Annotated in this window: 11 protein-coding genes and 4 tRNA genes; all 15 read left to right on the top strand. The window is 55.5% G+C overall.

Annotation, left to right across the window (positions count from 1 at the left end; all coding sequences use genetic code 11):
* The first annotated feature begins 175 nt into the window (after positions 1 to 175).
* Positions 176 to 1,135 carry a bifunctional biotin--[acetyl-CoA-carboxylase] ligase/biotin operon repressor BirA gene (gene birA / locus AC07OT_RS15030; RefSeq protein WP_495108376.1) on the top strand — a complete coding sequence of 320 codons (960 nt, stop codon included), beginning with the start codon at positions 176 to 178 and terminating at the stop codon, positions 1,133 to 1,135.
* Entirely contained in the window at positions 1,125 to 1,874 is a 750-nt protein-coding gene (locus tag AC07OT_RS15025; protein ID WP_495108375.1) for a pantothenate kinase, read from the top strand. Before birA ends, AC07OT_RS15025 begins: the two co-directional genes overlap by 11 nt.
* A 7-nt stretch (positions 1,875 to 1,881) precedes the next feature.
* On the top strand, positions 1,882 to 2,328 hold the full coding sequence (locus tag AC07OT_RS15020) for a hypothetical protein (RefSeq protein ID WP_027605161.1): 447 nt from the start codon (positions 1,882 to 1,884) through the stop codon (positions 2,326 to 2,328).
* 142 nt (positions 2,329 to 2,470) lie between these two features.
* Positions 2,471 to 2,555 (top strand) — tRNA-Tyr (locus tag AC07OT_RS15015).
* A 23-nt stretch (positions 2,556 to 2,578) separates the two neighbouring features.
* Positions 2,579 to 2,652 (top strand) — tRNA-Gly (locus AC07OT_RS15010).
* Between the two features lie 26 nt (positions 2,653 to 2,678).
* Positions 2,679 to 2,754: transfer RNA gene (locus AC07OT_RS15005), tRNA-Thr, on the top strand.
* 159 nt (positions 2,755 to 2,913) lie between these two features.
* Positions 2,914 to 2,989: transfer RNA gene (locus tag AC07OT_RS15000), tRNA-Trp, on the top strand.
* Positions 2,990 to 3,034: 45 nt separating this feature from the next.
* Complete coding sequence (gene secE / locus AC07OT_RS14995) at positions 3,035 to 3,403, top strand: preprotein translocase subunit SecE (protein WP_027605162.1); 369 nt, start codon at positions 3,035 to 3,037, stop codon at positions 3,401 to 3,403.
* Between the two features lie 9 nt (positions 3,404 to 3,412).
* Positions 3,413 to 3,946: a transcription termination/antitermination protein NusG gene (nusG, locus tag AC07OT_RS14990; protein ID WP_003176436.1), complete on the top strand. Its 534-nt coding sequence runs from the start codon at positions 3,413 to 3,415 to the stop codon at positions 3,944 to 3,946.
* A 117-nt stretch (positions 3,947 to 4,063) separates the two neighbouring features.
* Complete coding sequence (gene rplK / locus AC07OT_RS14985; RefSeq protein ID WP_003176435.1) at positions 4,064 to 4,495, top strand: 50S ribosomal protein L11; 432 nt, start codon at positions 4,064 to 4,066, stop codon at positions 4,493 to 4,495.
* Positions 4,495 to 5,190 carry a 50S ribosomal protein L1 gene (gene rplA, locus AC07OT_RS14980; protein ID WP_003176434.1) on the top strand — a complete coding sequence of 232 codons (696 nt, stop codon included), beginning with the start codon at positions 4,495 to 4,497 and terminating at the stop codon, positions 5,188 to 5,190. The genes rplK and rplA overlap by 1 nt, the downstream gene beginning before the upstream one ends.
* 199 nt (positions 5,191 to 5,389) lie before the next feature.
* A complete protein-coding gene (gene rplJ, locus AC07OT_RS14975; protein ID WP_003176433.1) occupies positions 5,390 to 5,890 on the top strand; it encodes a 50S ribosomal protein L10 in 501 nt (166 codons plus the stop codon).
* Positions 5,891 to 5,968: 78 nt separating this feature from the next.
* Positions 5,969 to 6,334, top strand: coding sequence for a 50S ribosomal protein L7/L12 (gene rplL / locus AC07OT_RS14970; protein ID WP_027605163.1), 366 nt, complete (start codon positions 5,969 to 5,971; stop codon positions 6,332 to 6,334).
* Between the two features lie 219 nt (positions 6,335 to 6,553).
* On the top strand, positions 6,554 to 10,627 hold the full coding sequence (rpoB, locus tag AC07OT_RS14965) for a DNA-directed RNA polymerase subunit beta (RefSeq protein ID WP_027605164.1): 4,074 nt from the start codon (positions 6,554 to 6,556) through the stop codon (positions 10,625 to 10,627).
* 64 nt (positions 10,628 to 10,691) lie between these two features.
* Positions 10,692 to 14,891, top strand: coding sequence for a DNA-directed RNA polymerase subunit beta' (gene rpoC, locus AC07OT_RS14960; protein ID WP_027605165.1), 4,200 nt, complete (start codon positions 10,692 to 10,694; stop codon positions 14,889 to 14,891).
* The last annotated feature ends 55 nt before the right edge of the window (positions 14,892 to 14,946 follow it).

Below are 14,946 nucleotides of genomic sequence, written 5' to 3'. Positions count from 1 at the left end.
TCGTCAAGATTAAATTCCGAAACCCCATTTGCGAGAGCAGATGGGGTTTTGTTTTGGGCGGTCGGAAAGTGCGAAGAGGCGCCTCGGCAGGGGCTTCAATGCTAAAGTCCGGCCTTTCTATGCAATGACCCTGCGCATGGCTATCATGCGTGCCTCATTGTGAGGCGATACTTGCATGCTGACGTTGTTAGAACTTCTAAAAGATGGCCGATTCCATTCCGGAGAAGCACTTGGCGCAGCCTTGGGCGTTAGTCGCAGTGCAGTCTGGAAGCAGCTCCAGCATCTTGAGGCCGAATTGAATCTGCCGGTCCACAAGGTTCGTGGGAGGGGATATCAATTAGCTTCGCCGCTGGTTTTCTTGAGTTCCGAGCAGATTGCACTGCATACGTCTTCCCTCGCGTGGCCTATCCATATCTACGACTCCATCGACTCGACAAATGCCGAGGCTCTGCGCCTTGTTGAAGTTGAGCGTGCGACGCCGTACCTGGTGCTTGCGGAGCAGCAAACGGCGGGAAGAGGGCGACGTGGTCGAAAGTGGGTCAGCCCATTCGCTCAGAACGTGTATTACAGCCTCTTATTGCGTATCGAGAATGGTCCGCGACAGCTGGAAGGCCTGAGCCTCGTGGTTGGCTTAGCGGTCATGCAGGCACTGCGAGAGTCTGGAGTGCGGGGTGCGGCTCTGAAGTGGCCAAACGACGTCCTGGTGGGGCAGAAGAAGATTGCCGGGATTTTGCTGGAGCTCGTAGGGGATCCCGCGGATATTTGCCATGTTGTCCTCGGTATCGGTATTAACGTGAATATGCAGAAGGCTGAAGAGGTTGATCAGCAATGGACGTCAGTGCAATTGGAGACGGGGTCTCCAGTTGATCGCAACTCTTTGGTGGCACGCCTGTGCTTGCGGTTGCAAAGCTACTTGGATCGACACAGGGCGCAAGGTTTTTCATCGCTTCGGGATGAGTGGGAAAAAGGTCATGCCTGGCAGGGAAAGGCGGTGTCACTCATAGCGGGCGCCAGCTATGTCGATGGGGTGGTGCTGGGTATCGATGGTCAGGGGGCATTGCGCTTAAGTGTCGGTGGTGTTGAGAAGACATACAGTGGTGGTGAGTTAAGCCTGAGGTTGCGTGATGATTCTTGAGCTCGACTGTGGGAATAGCTTCATCAAGTGGCGCGTACTTGATTCGGATCGGGCGACGGCATCTGCAGAAGGTGTCGCTAGTTCGGATGTTGCATTGATTGAAAGCCTGTCAGTGCTGCCTGGTGTGTTACTGACACATTGCCGGTTGGTGAGTGTTCGTGCTCTGGACGAAACAAAAAATCTGGTTGATGCGCTGGTGGAGACCTTTGGCGTTGCGGTTTCCTGTGCTGTTTCTGCGCGAGAAATGGCTGGGGTGCGCAACGGTTACGAAGATTTCGAGCGTCTTGGTCTTGATCGCTGGTTAGCAATGCTGGGCGGCTTCAAATTGGCGTCGGGCGCATGCCTGGTGCTTGATTTCGGCACGGCTGCTACTGCAGATTTTGTTGCCGGTGATGGTGAGCATTTAGGTGGCTTCATCTGTCCTGGTATGCCCCTCATGCGCAATCAGCTGCGCACGCATACGCGCAAGATACGTTACGACGATGCAGCTGCTGAAAGAGCCTTGGAGCGCCTATCGCCAGGGCATACGACCGTAGAGGCTGTAGAGCGTGGCTGTACGTTGATGCTCAGAGGGTTTGTGCTGACCCAGCTTGAGCTGGCCCGAAGTTATTGGGGTGATAACTTCACTGTATTCCTGACGGGGGGCGATGCTGATTTGGTGAGGGATGCGGTGCCTCAGGCTCGACTCGTTCCTGATTTGATTTTCGTAGGTCTGGCAATGGCGTGCCCTTTATCTTGAGGTGTTTATGCGTTGGCTGTTTTTGCTTTTATTGATCCTGAACGCCTTCTACTACATATGGCATCAGCAAGAGGCGCCGTTGCGTGCTAAAGACGTGACTCCTCTGAGCCTCTATCGGAATACGCAGCAGGATATTCGCCTGCTGAGCGAGTCTTCCGACGCTGTGGTGCGCAAGGATCGGGCTAAGGCATCTGATGCGCAAAATACTTGCTTATACATAGGAGGCTTTGCCGACCAGCGACAGGCGCAATTCCTTGAGCAGCGCCTCACTAGCCTGGATATAAAGGTTAAGGTGCAGCTGCTGAGTGCTCCTGATGCGCAAGGTTACTGGCTTCGAGTTGCCCCGGAAAGCCGACGCCTGGCTGACGACCTGCCCTTTGAAAACCTTGCTAAGGAATTCAATGAGTTAAAACATAAAATAATGCTGTGCGAAGGCATTGCAACTCTCGAATAGTTTGCATAGAATGGCGCCCGCTTCGCAGTGAAGACCTTTAAGGTCTAAGGTGCGAAGCGAAGGTCAATGCAGCTAACCTCATATTTTTAATGAGAAAATGCTTGACAGAAGGCCGGCGTGATGTAGAATGCCGGCTCGCTTAGGAGGGGTTCCCGAGCGGCCAAAGGGATCAGACTGTAAATCTGACGTCTACGACTTCGAAGGTTCGAATCCTTCCCCCTCCACCATTTTAGCGTGAGCTGCAAGCTCCGCGGGTATAGTTTAGTGGTAGAACCTCAGCCTTCCAAGCTGATGATGCGGGTTCGATTCCCGCTACCCGCTCCAAGTTTGCAGGTTGTGCACGGTGTTTCGCTCTTGTAGCTCAGTTGGTAGAGCACACCCTTGGTAAGGGTGAGGTCAGCGGTTCAAATCCGCTCAAGAGCTCCATATAACAAGGCAGATATGAAAATATCTGCCTTTGTTTTAACGGCTGGCTCGGCTTGATGGTGTTCAGATCGCTTGTTGTTGAGTGATTTCAAGTCTTTGGGGGTTGGTTGTTGTAAAGTCTTTTTCGGGTCTGCATAATGGTCGGCCTGATTTTGTTTTAGGTCAGTAGCTCAATTGGCAGAGCGACGGTCTCCAAAACCGTAGGTTGGGGGTTCGATTCCCTCCTGACCTGCCAGATTCACGTGGTGTGTCTGGCTTTCTTTTCACAGGATCTTCATAGATGACTCCTAAGGCTGAAGCTCAAAGCTCTCGTTTCGATCTTGTCAAGTGGCTCGCTGTGGTCGCTTTGGTGGTCGTGGGCGTTGTTGGCAACCAGTACTATTCTGCTTCGCCGATCCTGTACCGCGTTCTCGTTTTGCTCGCCCTTGCTGCTGTAGCTGCCTTTGTAGGCCTGCAGACTGCCAAAGGCAAGTCTTTCGCGGTCCTGGTGAAGGAGGCTCGCACCGAGATTCGTAAAGTCGTTTGGCCAACTCGCCAAGAAACCACACAGACCACGTTGATTGTTGTGGCTGTTGTTCTGGTTATGGCGTTGCTGTTGTGGGGGCTTGATTCCCTGCTCGGCTGGCTTGTTTCCTTGATTGTTGGCTAAGGGTGTCCCGTGGCTAAGCGTTGGTACGTTGTGCATGCTTACTCGGGTTACGAGAAGCATGTTATGCGCTCTTTGCTGGAGCGCGTAAAGCTGGCAGGCATGGAAGATGGCTTCGGCGAAATTCTGGTTCCCACTGAAGAAGTGGTTGAAATGCGGAATGGTCAGAAGCGCAAGAGTGAGCGCAAGTTCTTTCCTGGCTACGTGCTGGTACAGATGGACATGAACGAAGGTACTTGGCACTTGGTCAAGGACACTCCTCGTGTTATGGGTTTTATCGGCGGTACTGCTGATAAGCCTGCTCCGATCACTGACAAAGAGGCAGAAGCAATTCTGCGTCGTGTCGCCGACGGTAGCGACAAGCCCAAGCCGAAGACGTTGTTCGAGCCGGGTGAGGTTGTTCGTGTCACAGATGGTCCGTTTGCTGATTTCAACGGGACCGTCGAAGAGGTTAACTACGAAAAGAGCCGGATCCAGGTCGCGGTGCTCATTTTCGGTCGCTCTACTCCGGTAGAGTTGGAATTCAGCCAGGTCGAGAAGGTCTAGCTGAGTAAGCATCCCAACCCCGCAGCCTTAGGCTGTGGGGTTTTGTCGTCACTGGGATAAACGCGCAAGTAACCGGGGAGCCTTTCGAGGCGCTTGAACCCGTAATTGGAGTGCCTCATGGCCAAGAAGATTACCGCTTACATCAAGCTGCAAGTGAAGGCCGCTCAGGCCAACCCAAGCCCACCTGTTGGTCCAGCCCTGGGTCAGCACGGCGTGAACATCATGGAGTTCTGCAAGGCTTTCAACGCCCGTACTCAGGGTCTTGAGCCAGGTCTGCCGACTCCAGTGATCATCACTGTATACAGCGACCGTAGCTTCACTTTCGAAACCAAGTCGACCCCGGCTTCGGTTCTGCTGAAGAAGGCTGCTGGTCTGACTAGCGGTTCCGCTCGTCCTAACACCGTTAAGGTTGGCACCGTAACTCGTGCTCAGCTGGAAGAAATCGCGAAAACCAAAAACGCGGATCTGACTGCAGCTGATATGGATGCAGCCGTGCGTACCATCGCCGGTTCTGCTCGTAGCATGGGCCTTAACGTGGAGGGTGTGTAATGGCTAAGCTGACCAAGCGCCAAAAGGCTATCGCCGGCAAAATCGAAGCGGGCAAGTCCTACAATTTTGTAGACGCTGCTGCTCTGCTGACCGAGCTGTCGACTGTCAAGTTCAGCGAGTCCGTTGACGTTGCTGTAAACTTGGGTGTTGACCCACGTAAATCTGACCAGGTCGTTCGTAGCGCTACTGTGCTGCCACACGGTACTGGTAAGACTGTTCGTGTAGCTGTCTTCACTCAAGGCCCGGCAGCTGAAGCTGCTCTGGCTGCCGGCGCTGACCGCGTTGGTATGGACGACCTGGCTGCCGAAATGAAAGGCGGCGACCTGAACTACGACGTAGTTATTGCTTCCCCGGACGCAATGCGTGTTGTAGGCCAGTTGGGTCAGATTCTGGGCCCGCGTGGCCTGATGCCTAACCCTAAGGTTGGCACCGTAACGCCAGACGTAGCTACCGCGGTTAAAAACGCCAAGGCTGGTCAGGTTCGTTATCGTACCGACAAAAACGGCATCATTCACACCTCCGTTGGCAAAGTCGGCTTCGACGCCGTCAAGCTGAAGGAAAACGTTGAAGCCCTGATCGCCGATCTGAAGCGTATCAAGCCAGCTTCCTCGAAAGGTATCTACGTCAAGCGCGTTACCCTGAGCACCACCATGGGCCCAGGTCTGGTCATCGACCAAGGCTCGCTGGACGTATAAGACACAAATTGGCGTAAGCGATTGCGCCAATTGAAAGATTGGGGTCCCTGCCTGGCGGGGGCTATCCAAGACCGTAGGCGACGCAAGTCTTAAACCAACAAGCCTACGCAGATGGTGCTCCCGGTTCCTTACCGAATCAGACACCAAAACGACATCCGGCTCCGGCCAGATGAAACGGTAACAAGCAGGAGTTAAACCCGTGGCAATTAATCTCGAAGACAAGAAGGCCATCGTCGCTGAAGTCAACGAGGCTGCCAAAGCTGCTCTGTCCGCTGTCGTGGCTGATGCCCGTGGTGTGACAGTAGGCGCTATGACCGGACTCCGTAAAGAGGCTCGTGAAGCTGGCGTATACGTACGTGTTGTACGTAACACCCTGCTCAAGCGCGCCGTTGCTGACACTGAATACAGTGTCCTCAACGACGTGTTCACTGGCCCGACTCTGATTGCTTTCTCCAAGGATCATCCAGGCGCTGCTGCCCGTTTGTTCAAAGAGTTCGCTAAGAGTCAGGATAAGTTCGAGATCAAGGCAGCTGCGTTCGAGGGCAAGTTCCTCGCAGCTAACCAAATCGACGTACTGGCAACACTGCCGACCCGCAACGAAGCCATTTCGCAGCTGATGAGCGTGATTCAAGGCGCTACCAGCAAGCTGGCTCGTACTCTGGCTGCAGTTCGCGAGCAAAAAGAAGCTGCCGCAGCCTAAGGCTGAGCAACTTTTCTCGCGTATTTTTGTTTATTTCGATGGCCGCGTAGGCCGTCCCCCAATTCAGGAAATACAGCAATGTCTATCTCCCAAGACGATATCCTCAACGCCGTAGCTGAAATGTCGGTTCTGCAGGTTGTTGAGCTGATCAAAGCTTTCGAAGAAAAATTCGGCGTTTCCGCTGCCGCTGCTTCCGCTGGCCCAGCTGCTGCTGCTGCCGTTGTTGAAGAGCAAACCGAATTCAACGTCATGCTGACCGAAGCTGGCGAGAAGAAAGTAAACGTGATCAAGGCAGTACGTGAACTGACCGGTCTGGGCCTGAAAGAAGCCAAGGCTGTAGTTGACGGCGCTCCTGCCATGGTTCTGGAAGCTGTTGCCAAAGAAGCAGCTGACAAAGCCAAAGCTACTCTGGAAGAAGCAGGCGCTAAAGTCGAGCTGAAGTAAGCATCGACCTTGCGTCTCCAGCCCAAGCGTTAAGCTGAAGGCTGATGGCTGGTGGCTCTTGCCACCGGCCTTTTTCCGTTCTTGGCTGTCGACTCGGTCGCCGCCATTAACGCGCTGTAGCCACCCGATGCGGTGGTGCAAACCATGGGGTTTGCAAGATTTTCTGGCTGCTCCCGTCGGGAGGGCCAAACAAGCAGGTGACCAAGCTGGGGAACGCTGATGGCTTACTCATATACTGAGAAAAAACGTATCCGCAAGGACTTTAGCAAGTTGCCGGACGTCATGGATGTCCCGTACCTTCTGGCTATCCAGCTGGATTCGTATCGTGAATTCTTGCAGGCGGGAGCGACCAAAGATCAGTTCCGCGACGTGGGCCTGCATGCGGCCTTCAAATCCGTTTTCCCGATCATCAGCTACTCCGGCAATGCTGCGCTGGAGTACGTCGGTTATCGCCTGGGCGAACCGGCATTTGATGTCAAAGAATGCGTGTTGCGCGGTGTTACGTACGCCGTACCTTTGCGGGTAAAAGTCCGTCTGATCATTTTCGACAAAGAGTCGTCGAACAAAGCGATCAAGGACATCAAAGAGCAAGAAGTCTACATGGGCGAAATCCCATTGATGACTGAGAACGGTACCTTCGTTATCAACGGTACCGAGCGCGTTATCGTTTCCCAGCTGCACCGTTCCCCGGGCGTGTTCTTCGACCACGACCGCGGCAAGACGCACAGCTCCGGCAAGCTCCTGTACTCCGCGCGGATCATTCCGTACCGCGGTTCGTGGTTGGACTTCGAGTTCGATCCGAAAGACTGCGTGTTCGTGCGTATCGACCGTCGTCGCAAGCTGCCGGCCTCGGTACTGCTGCGCGCGCTCGGCTACACCACTGAGCAAGTTCTGGATGCGTTCTACACCACCAACGTATTCAGCCTGAAGGATGAAACCCTCAAGCTGGAGCTGATCGCTTCGCGTCTGCGTGGTGAAATTGCTGTCCTGGACATTCAGGATGAAAAGGGCAAAGTCATCGTTGAGGCTGGCCGTCGTATCACTGCGCGCCACATCAACCAGATCGAAAAAGCGGGTATCAAAGAGCTGGAAGTTCCCCTGGACTATGTCCTGGGCCGTACTACCGCGAAGGTCATCGTTCACCCGGCTACAGGCGAAATCCTGGCTGAGTGCAACACCGAGCTGAACACCGAGATCCTGGCCAAAATCGCCAAGGCGCAGGTTGTTCGCATCGAGACCCTGTACACCAACGATATCGACTGCGGTCCGTTCGTCTCCGACACCCTGAAGATCGACTCCACCAGCAACCAATTGGAAGCGCTGGTAGAAATCTATCGCATGATGCGTCCTGGCGAGCCACCAACCAAAGACGCTGCAGAAACCCTGTTCAACAACCTGTTCTTCAGCCCTGAGCGCTACGACCTGTCTGCGGTCGGCCGGATGAAGTTCAACCGTCGTATCGGTCGTACCGAGATCGAAGGTTCGGGTGTGCTGTGCAAGGAAGACATCGTTGCGGTCCTGAAGACTCTGGTCGACATCCGTAACGGCAAAGGTATCGTCGATGACATCGACCACCTGGGTAACCGTCGTGTTCGCTGCGTAGGCGAAATGGCCGAGAACCAGTTCCGCGTTGGCCTGGTGCGTGTTGAGCGTGCGGTCAAAGAGCGTCTGTCGATGGCTGAAAGCGAAGGCCTGATGCCGCAAGACCTGATCAACGCCAAGCCAGTGGCTGCGGCGGTGAAAGAGTTCTTCGGTTCCAGCCAGCTCTCGCAGTTCATGGACCAGAACAACCCGCTTTCCGAGATCACCCACAAGCGCCGTGTTTCCGCACTGGGTCCGGGCGGTCTGACCCGTGAGCGTGCTGGCTTTGAAGTGCGTGACGTACACCCGACTCACTACGGTCGTGTATGCCCAATCGAAACGCCGGAAGGCCCGAACATCGGTCTGATCAACTCCCTGGCCGCCTATGCGCGCACCAACCAGTACGGCTTCCTTGAGAGCCCGTACCGTGTGGTGAAAGACGCCCTGGTCACCGACGAGATCGTGTTCCTGTCCGCCATCGAAGAAGCTGATCACGTGATCGCTCAGGCTTCGGCCACGATGAACGACAAGAAAGTCCTGATCGACGAGCTGGTAGCTGTTCGTCACCTGAACGAGTTCACCGTCAAGGCGCCGGAAGACGTCACCTTGATGGACGTATCGCCGAAGCAGGTAGTTTCGGTCGCCGCGTCGCTGATCCCGTTCCTGGAACACGATGACGCCAACCGTGCGTTGATGGGTTCCAACATGCAGCGTCAAGCTGTACCGACCCTGCGTGCCGACAAGCCGCTGGTAGGTACCGGCATGGAGCGTAACGTAGCCCGTGACTCCGGCGTTTGCGTCGTGGCTCGTCGTGGTGGCGTGATCGACTCCGTTGATGCCAGCCGTATCGTGGTTCGTGTTGCTGATGACGAAGTTGAAACCGGTGAAGCCGGTGTCGACATCTACAACCTGACCAAATACACCCGCTCGAACCAGAACACTTGCATCAACCAGCGTCCGCTGGTGCGTAAGGGTGATCGCGTTCAGCGTAGCGACATCATGGCTGACGGTCCGTCCACCGATATGGGTGAACTGGCTCTGGGTCAGAACATGCGCATCGCGTTCATGGCATGGAACGGCTTCAACTTCGAAGACTCCATCTGCCTGTCCGAGCGTGTGGTTCAAGAAGATCGCTTCACCACGATCCACATTCAGGAACTCACCTGTGTGGCGCGTGACACCAAGCTTGGGCCAGAGGAAATCACTGCAGACATCCCGAACGTGGGTGAAGCTGCACTGAACAAGCTGGACGAAGCCGGTATCGTTTACGTAGGTGCTGAAGTGGGTGCGGGCGACATCCTGGTTGGTAAGGTCACTCCGAAAGGCGAGACCCAGCTGACTCCGGAAGAGAAGCTGCTGCGTGCCATCTTCGGTGAAAAAGCCAGCGACGTTAAAGACACCTCCCTGCGTGTACCTACCGGTACCAAGGGTACTGTCATCGACGTGCAGGTCTTCACCCGCGACGGCGTCGAGCGTGATGCTCGTGCACTGTCCATCGAGAAGACCCAGCTCGACGAGATCCGCAAGGACCTCAACGAAGAGTTCCGTATCGTTGAAGGCGCGACCTTCGAACGTCTGCGTTCCGCCCTGGTAGGCCACAAGGCTGAAGGCGGCGCAGGTCTGAAGAAAGGTCAGGACATCACCGACGAAATCCTCGACGGTCTTGAGCACGGCCAGTGGTTCAAACTGCGCATGGCTGAAGATGCTCTTAATGAGCAGCTCGAGAAGGCCCAGGCCTATATCGTTGATCGTCGCCGTCTGCTGGACGACAAGTTCGAAGACAAGAAGCGCAAACTGCAGCAGGGCGATGACCTGGCTCCAGGCGTGCTGAAAATCGTCAAGGTTTACTTGGCAATCCGTCGCCGCATCCAACCGGGCGACAAGATGGCCGGTCGTCACGGTAACAAAGGTGTGGTCTCCGTGATCATGCCGGTTGAAGACATGCCGCACGATGCCAATGGCACCCCGGTCGACGTCGTCCTCAACCCGTTGGGCGTACCTTCGCGTATGAACGTTGGTCAGATCCTTGAAACCCACCTGGGCCTAGCGGCTAAAGGTCTGGGCGAGAAGATCAATCGTATGATCGAAGAGCAGCGCAAGGTTGCTGACCTGCGTAAGTTCCTGCACGAGATCTACAACGAGATCGGCGGTCGTAAGGAAGAGCTGGATACCTTCTCCGACCAGGAAATCCTGGATCTGGCGAAGAACCTGCGCGGTGGCGTTCCAATGGCTACCCCGGTGTTCGACGGTGCCAAGGAAAGCGAAATCAAGGCCATGCTGAAACTGGCTGACCTGCCAGAAAGCGGCCAGATGCAGCTGTTCGACGGCCGTACCGGCAACAAGTTCGAGCGTCCGGTTACTGTTGGCTACATGTACATGCTGAAGCTGAACCACTTGGTAGACGACAAGATGCACGCTCGTTCTACCGGTTCGTACAGCCTGGTTACCCAGCAGCCGCTGGGTGGTAAGGCTCAGTTCGGTGGTCAGCGTTTCGGGGAGATGGAGGTCTGGGCACTGGAAGCATACGGTGCTGCTTACACTCTGCAAGAAATGCTCACAGTGAAGTCGGACGATGTGAACGGTCGTACCAAGATGTACAAAAACATCGTGGATGGCGATCACCGTATGGAGCCGGGCATGCCCGAGTCCTTCAACGTGTTGATCAAAGAAATTCGTTCCCTCGGCATCGATATCGATCTGGAAACCGAATAACACGTGACGCGAATCGAGAGCGGGGCTGTTTAGCCCGCTCTCTGCTCCGCCAGGAGGAAAGGCCTTGAAAGACCTACTGAATTTGCTGAAAAACCAGGGTCAAGTCGAAGAGTTCGACGCCATCCGTATTGGATTGGCATCGCCTGAGATGATCCGTTCGTGGTCGTTCGGTGAAGTTAAAAAGCCGGAAACCATCAACTACCGTACGTTCAAACCTGAGCGTGACGGCCTGTTCTGCGCCAAGATCTTTGGCCCGGTAAAGGATTACGAGTGCCTGTGCGGTAAGTACAAGCGCTTGAAGCACCGTGGTGTGATCTGCGAGAAGTGTGGCGTTGAAGTTGCACTGGCCAAGGTTCGTCGTGAGCGCATGGCGCACATCGAGCTGGCTTCGCCGGTTGCCCACATCTGGTTCCTGAAATCGCTGCCGTCCCGTATCGGCTTGCTGATGGACATGACCCTGCGTGATATCGAACGCGTTCTCTACTTCGAGAGCTATGTCGTTATCGATCCAGGCATGACTACCCTTGAAAAAGGTCAGCTGCTGAACGACGAGCAGTACTTCGAAGCGTTGGAAGAGTTCGGTGATGATTTCGACGCCCGCATGGGTGCCGAAGCTGTCCGCGAACTGCTGCACGCTATCGACCTGGAACACGAGATTGGTCGTCTGCGCGAAGAAATTCCGCAAACCAACTCCGAAACCAAGATCAAGAAGCTGTCCAAGCGTCTGAAGTTGATGGAAGCCTTCCAGGGTTCCGGCAACCTGCCAGAGTGGATGGTGCTGACCGTTCTGCCGGTTCTGCCGCCAGATCTGCGTCCGCTGGTGCCGTTGGATGGTGGTCGTTTCGCGACTTCCGACCTCAACGACCTGTACCGCCGTGTGATCAACCGTAACAACCGCTTGAAGCGCCTGCTCGATCTGTCCGCTCCGGACATCATCGTGCGCAACGAAAAGCGTATGTTGCAGGAAGCTGTCGATGCCCTGCTCGACAACGGTCGTCGTGGCCGCGCTATCACCGGTTCCAACAAGCGTCCTCTGAAATCCTTGGCTGACATGATCAAGGGTAAGCAAGGTCGTTTCCGTCAGAACTTGCTCGGTAAGCGTGTTGACTACTCTGGTCGTTCGGTAATTACCGTAGGCCCGACCCTGCGTCTGCACCAGTGCGGTCTGCCTAAGAAGATGGCGCTTGAGCTGTTCAAGCCATTCATCTTCGGCAAGCTGGAAATGCGCGGTCTCGCGACCACCATCAAAGCGGCCAAGAAAATGGTCGAGCGCGAGCTGCCAGAGGTTTGGGACGTTCTCGCTGAAGTGATTCGCGAACACCCGGTTCTCCTCAACCGTGCACCGACCCTTCACCGTCTGGGTATCCAGGCGTTTGAACCGGTACTGATCGAAGGTAAGGCTATCCAGCTGCACCCTCTGGTCTGTGCTGCGTACAACGCCGACTTCGACGGCGACCAAATGGCTGTGCACGTACCGCTGACACTGGAAGCCCAGTTGGAAGCGCGCGCGTTGATGATGTCGACCAACAACATTCTGTCGCCAGCCAACGGTGAGCCAATCATCGTTCCGTCGCAGGACGTTGTATTGGGTCTGTACTACATGACCCGTGAGGCGATCAACGCCAAAGGCGAAGGTCGTGTATTCGCTGACCTGCAGGAAGTTGACCGTGTGTTCCGTGCCGGCGAAGCCGCACTGCACGCCAAGGTCAAGGTGCGGATCAACGAAACGGTCAACGACCGTGATGGCGGCAGCGTGAGCGGCACTCGTATTGTCGACACCACCGTTGGCCGTGCGCTGTTGTACCAGGTTGTGCCAAAAGGCCTCTCGTACGACGTCGTCAACCTGCCGATGAAGAAAAAGGCGATCTCCAAGCTGATCAACCAATGCTATCGCGTGGTTGGTCTGAAAGAGACCGTGATCTTCGCTGACCAGTTGATGTACACCGGTTTTGCCTATTCGACCATTTCCGGCGTTTCCATCGGTGTTAACGACTTCGTTATCCCTGATGAAAAAGCCCGCATCATCAGTGCAGCTACTGATGAAGTGAAAGAGATCGAAAGCCAGTACGCCTCGGGCCTGGTAACACAGGGCGAGAAGTACAACAAAGTGATCGACCTTTGGTCCAAGGCCAACGACGAAGTGTCCAAGGCGATGATGGCCAACCTCTCGAAAGAGAAGGTCATCGACCGTCACGGCGAAGAAGTTGACCAGGAATCCTTCAACTCGATGTACATGATGGCCGACTCGGGCGCACGGGGTTCTGCTGCGCAGATCCGTCAGCTCGCCGGTATGCGTGGCCTGATGGCCAAGCCGGACGGCTCCATCATCGAAACGCCGATTACTGCGAACTTCCGTGAAGGTTTGAGCGTACTCCAGTACTTCATCTCTACTCACGGTGCTCGGAAAGGTCTGGCGGATACCGCGTTGAAAACCGCTAACTCCGGTTACCTGACGCGTCGTCTGGTAGACGTTGCGCAAGATCTGGTTGTCACCGAGATCGACTGCGGCACCGAGCACGGCCTGCTGATGACTCCGCACATTGAAGGCGGTGACGTTGTAGAGCCGCTGGGTGAGCGCGTACTGGGTCGTGTTATTGCCCGTGACGTATTCAAGCCAGGTACCGAGGAAGTTATCGTTCCTGCCGGCACTCTGGTTGACGAGAAGTGGGTCGAGTTCATCGAACTCAACAGCATCGACGAAGTGATCGTTCGCTCGCCGATCAGCTGCGAAACCCGCTACGGCATTTGCGCCAAGTGCTACGGTCGTGACTTGGCTCGTGGTCACCAGGTGAACATCGGTGAAGCGGTCGGCGTTATTGCCGCCCAGTCCATCGGTGAGCCGGGTACCCAGCTGACCATGCGTACGTTCCACATCGGTGGTGCGGCAAGCCGGACCTCCGCAGCCGACAGCGTTCAGGTGAAGAATGGCGGTACTGTTCGCCTTCACAACCTGAAGCACGTTGAGCGAGTGGATGGTCACCTGGTTGCTGTGTCCCGTTCCGGTGAGCTGGCAATCGCTGATGACTACGGTCGTGAGCGTGAGCGCTACAAGCTGCCGTACGGTGCTGTGATTTCGGTTAAAGAGGGTGACAAGGTCGACGCTGGCGCAATCGTGGCCAAGTGGGATCCGCACACTCACCCAATCGTTACCGAAATGAAGGGTACCGTGACCTACGTGGGCATGGAAGAAGGCATCACGATCAAGCGTCAGACTGACGAATTGACCGGTATGACCAACATTGAAGTACTCGACGCGAAAGATCGTCCAGCTGCCGGTAAGGACATCCGTCCTGCTGTGAAGATGGTCGACGACAACGGCAAGGATCTGTTGCTGCCAGGCACTGACGTAATCGCTCAGTACTTCCTGCCAGCCAACGCCCTGGTCGGTGTAGCGGATGGTGCGAAGATCGCGATCGGTGATGTTATCGCGCGTATCCCGCAAGAAACTTCGAAGACCCGTGACATCACCGGTGGTTTGCCGCGTGTTGCCGACTTGTTCGAAGCTCGTCGTCCGAAAGAAGCGTCGATCCTGGCTGAAGTCAGCGGCACCATCGCGTTCGGTAAAGAAACCAAGGGCAAGCGCCGTCTGGTCATTACCCCGAACGACGGTACCGATCCGTACGAAGAGCTGATTCCAAAGTGGCGTCACCTGAACGTGTTTGAAGGCGAACAGGTAAACCGCGGCGAAGTGATCTCCGACGGCCCGAGCGATCCACACGACATCCTGCGTCTGCTGGGTGTGAGCGCGCTGGCCAAGTACATCGTCAATGAGATCCAGGACGTTTACCGCCTGCAAGGCGTGAAAATCAACGATAAGCACATCGAGACCATCCTGCGTCAGATGCTGCGTAAAGTTGAGATCGCTGAATCCGGCGATTCCAGTTTCATCAAGGGCGACCAGATGGAGCTGACTCACGTGCTGGTGGAAAACGAGCGTCTGGCTGGCGACGAGAAATTCGTTTCCAAGTTCACTCGCGTACTGCTGGGTATCACCAAGGCGTCGTTGTCCACTGAGTCGTTCATCTCGGCGGCCTCCTTCCAGGAGACCACTCGCGTACTGACCGAAGCAGCGGTAACCGGCAAGCGCGATTACCTGCGCGGCCTGAAAGAGAACGTGGTCGTGGGTCGTCTGATCCCGGCTGGTACCGGTTTGGCTTACCACAGCGAGCGTAAGCGTCGCCGTGATGCTGACAAGCCGTTGCGCGTAAGCGCCAGTGAAGTGGAAGCTGCACTGACCGAAGCACTGAACTCAAGCGGTAACTGAGTTCTGCGGTAAATAAGTCTGGGCCCTGGCAGCCCCATTCGTCGGATCAAGGCAG

Source organism: Pseudomonas sp. GW821-FHT09C10, from assembly GCF_059418085.1.
The sequence above is the reverse complement of the archived record's forward strand: the minus strand, read 5'-3'. Positions and strand labels throughout refer to the sequence as shown.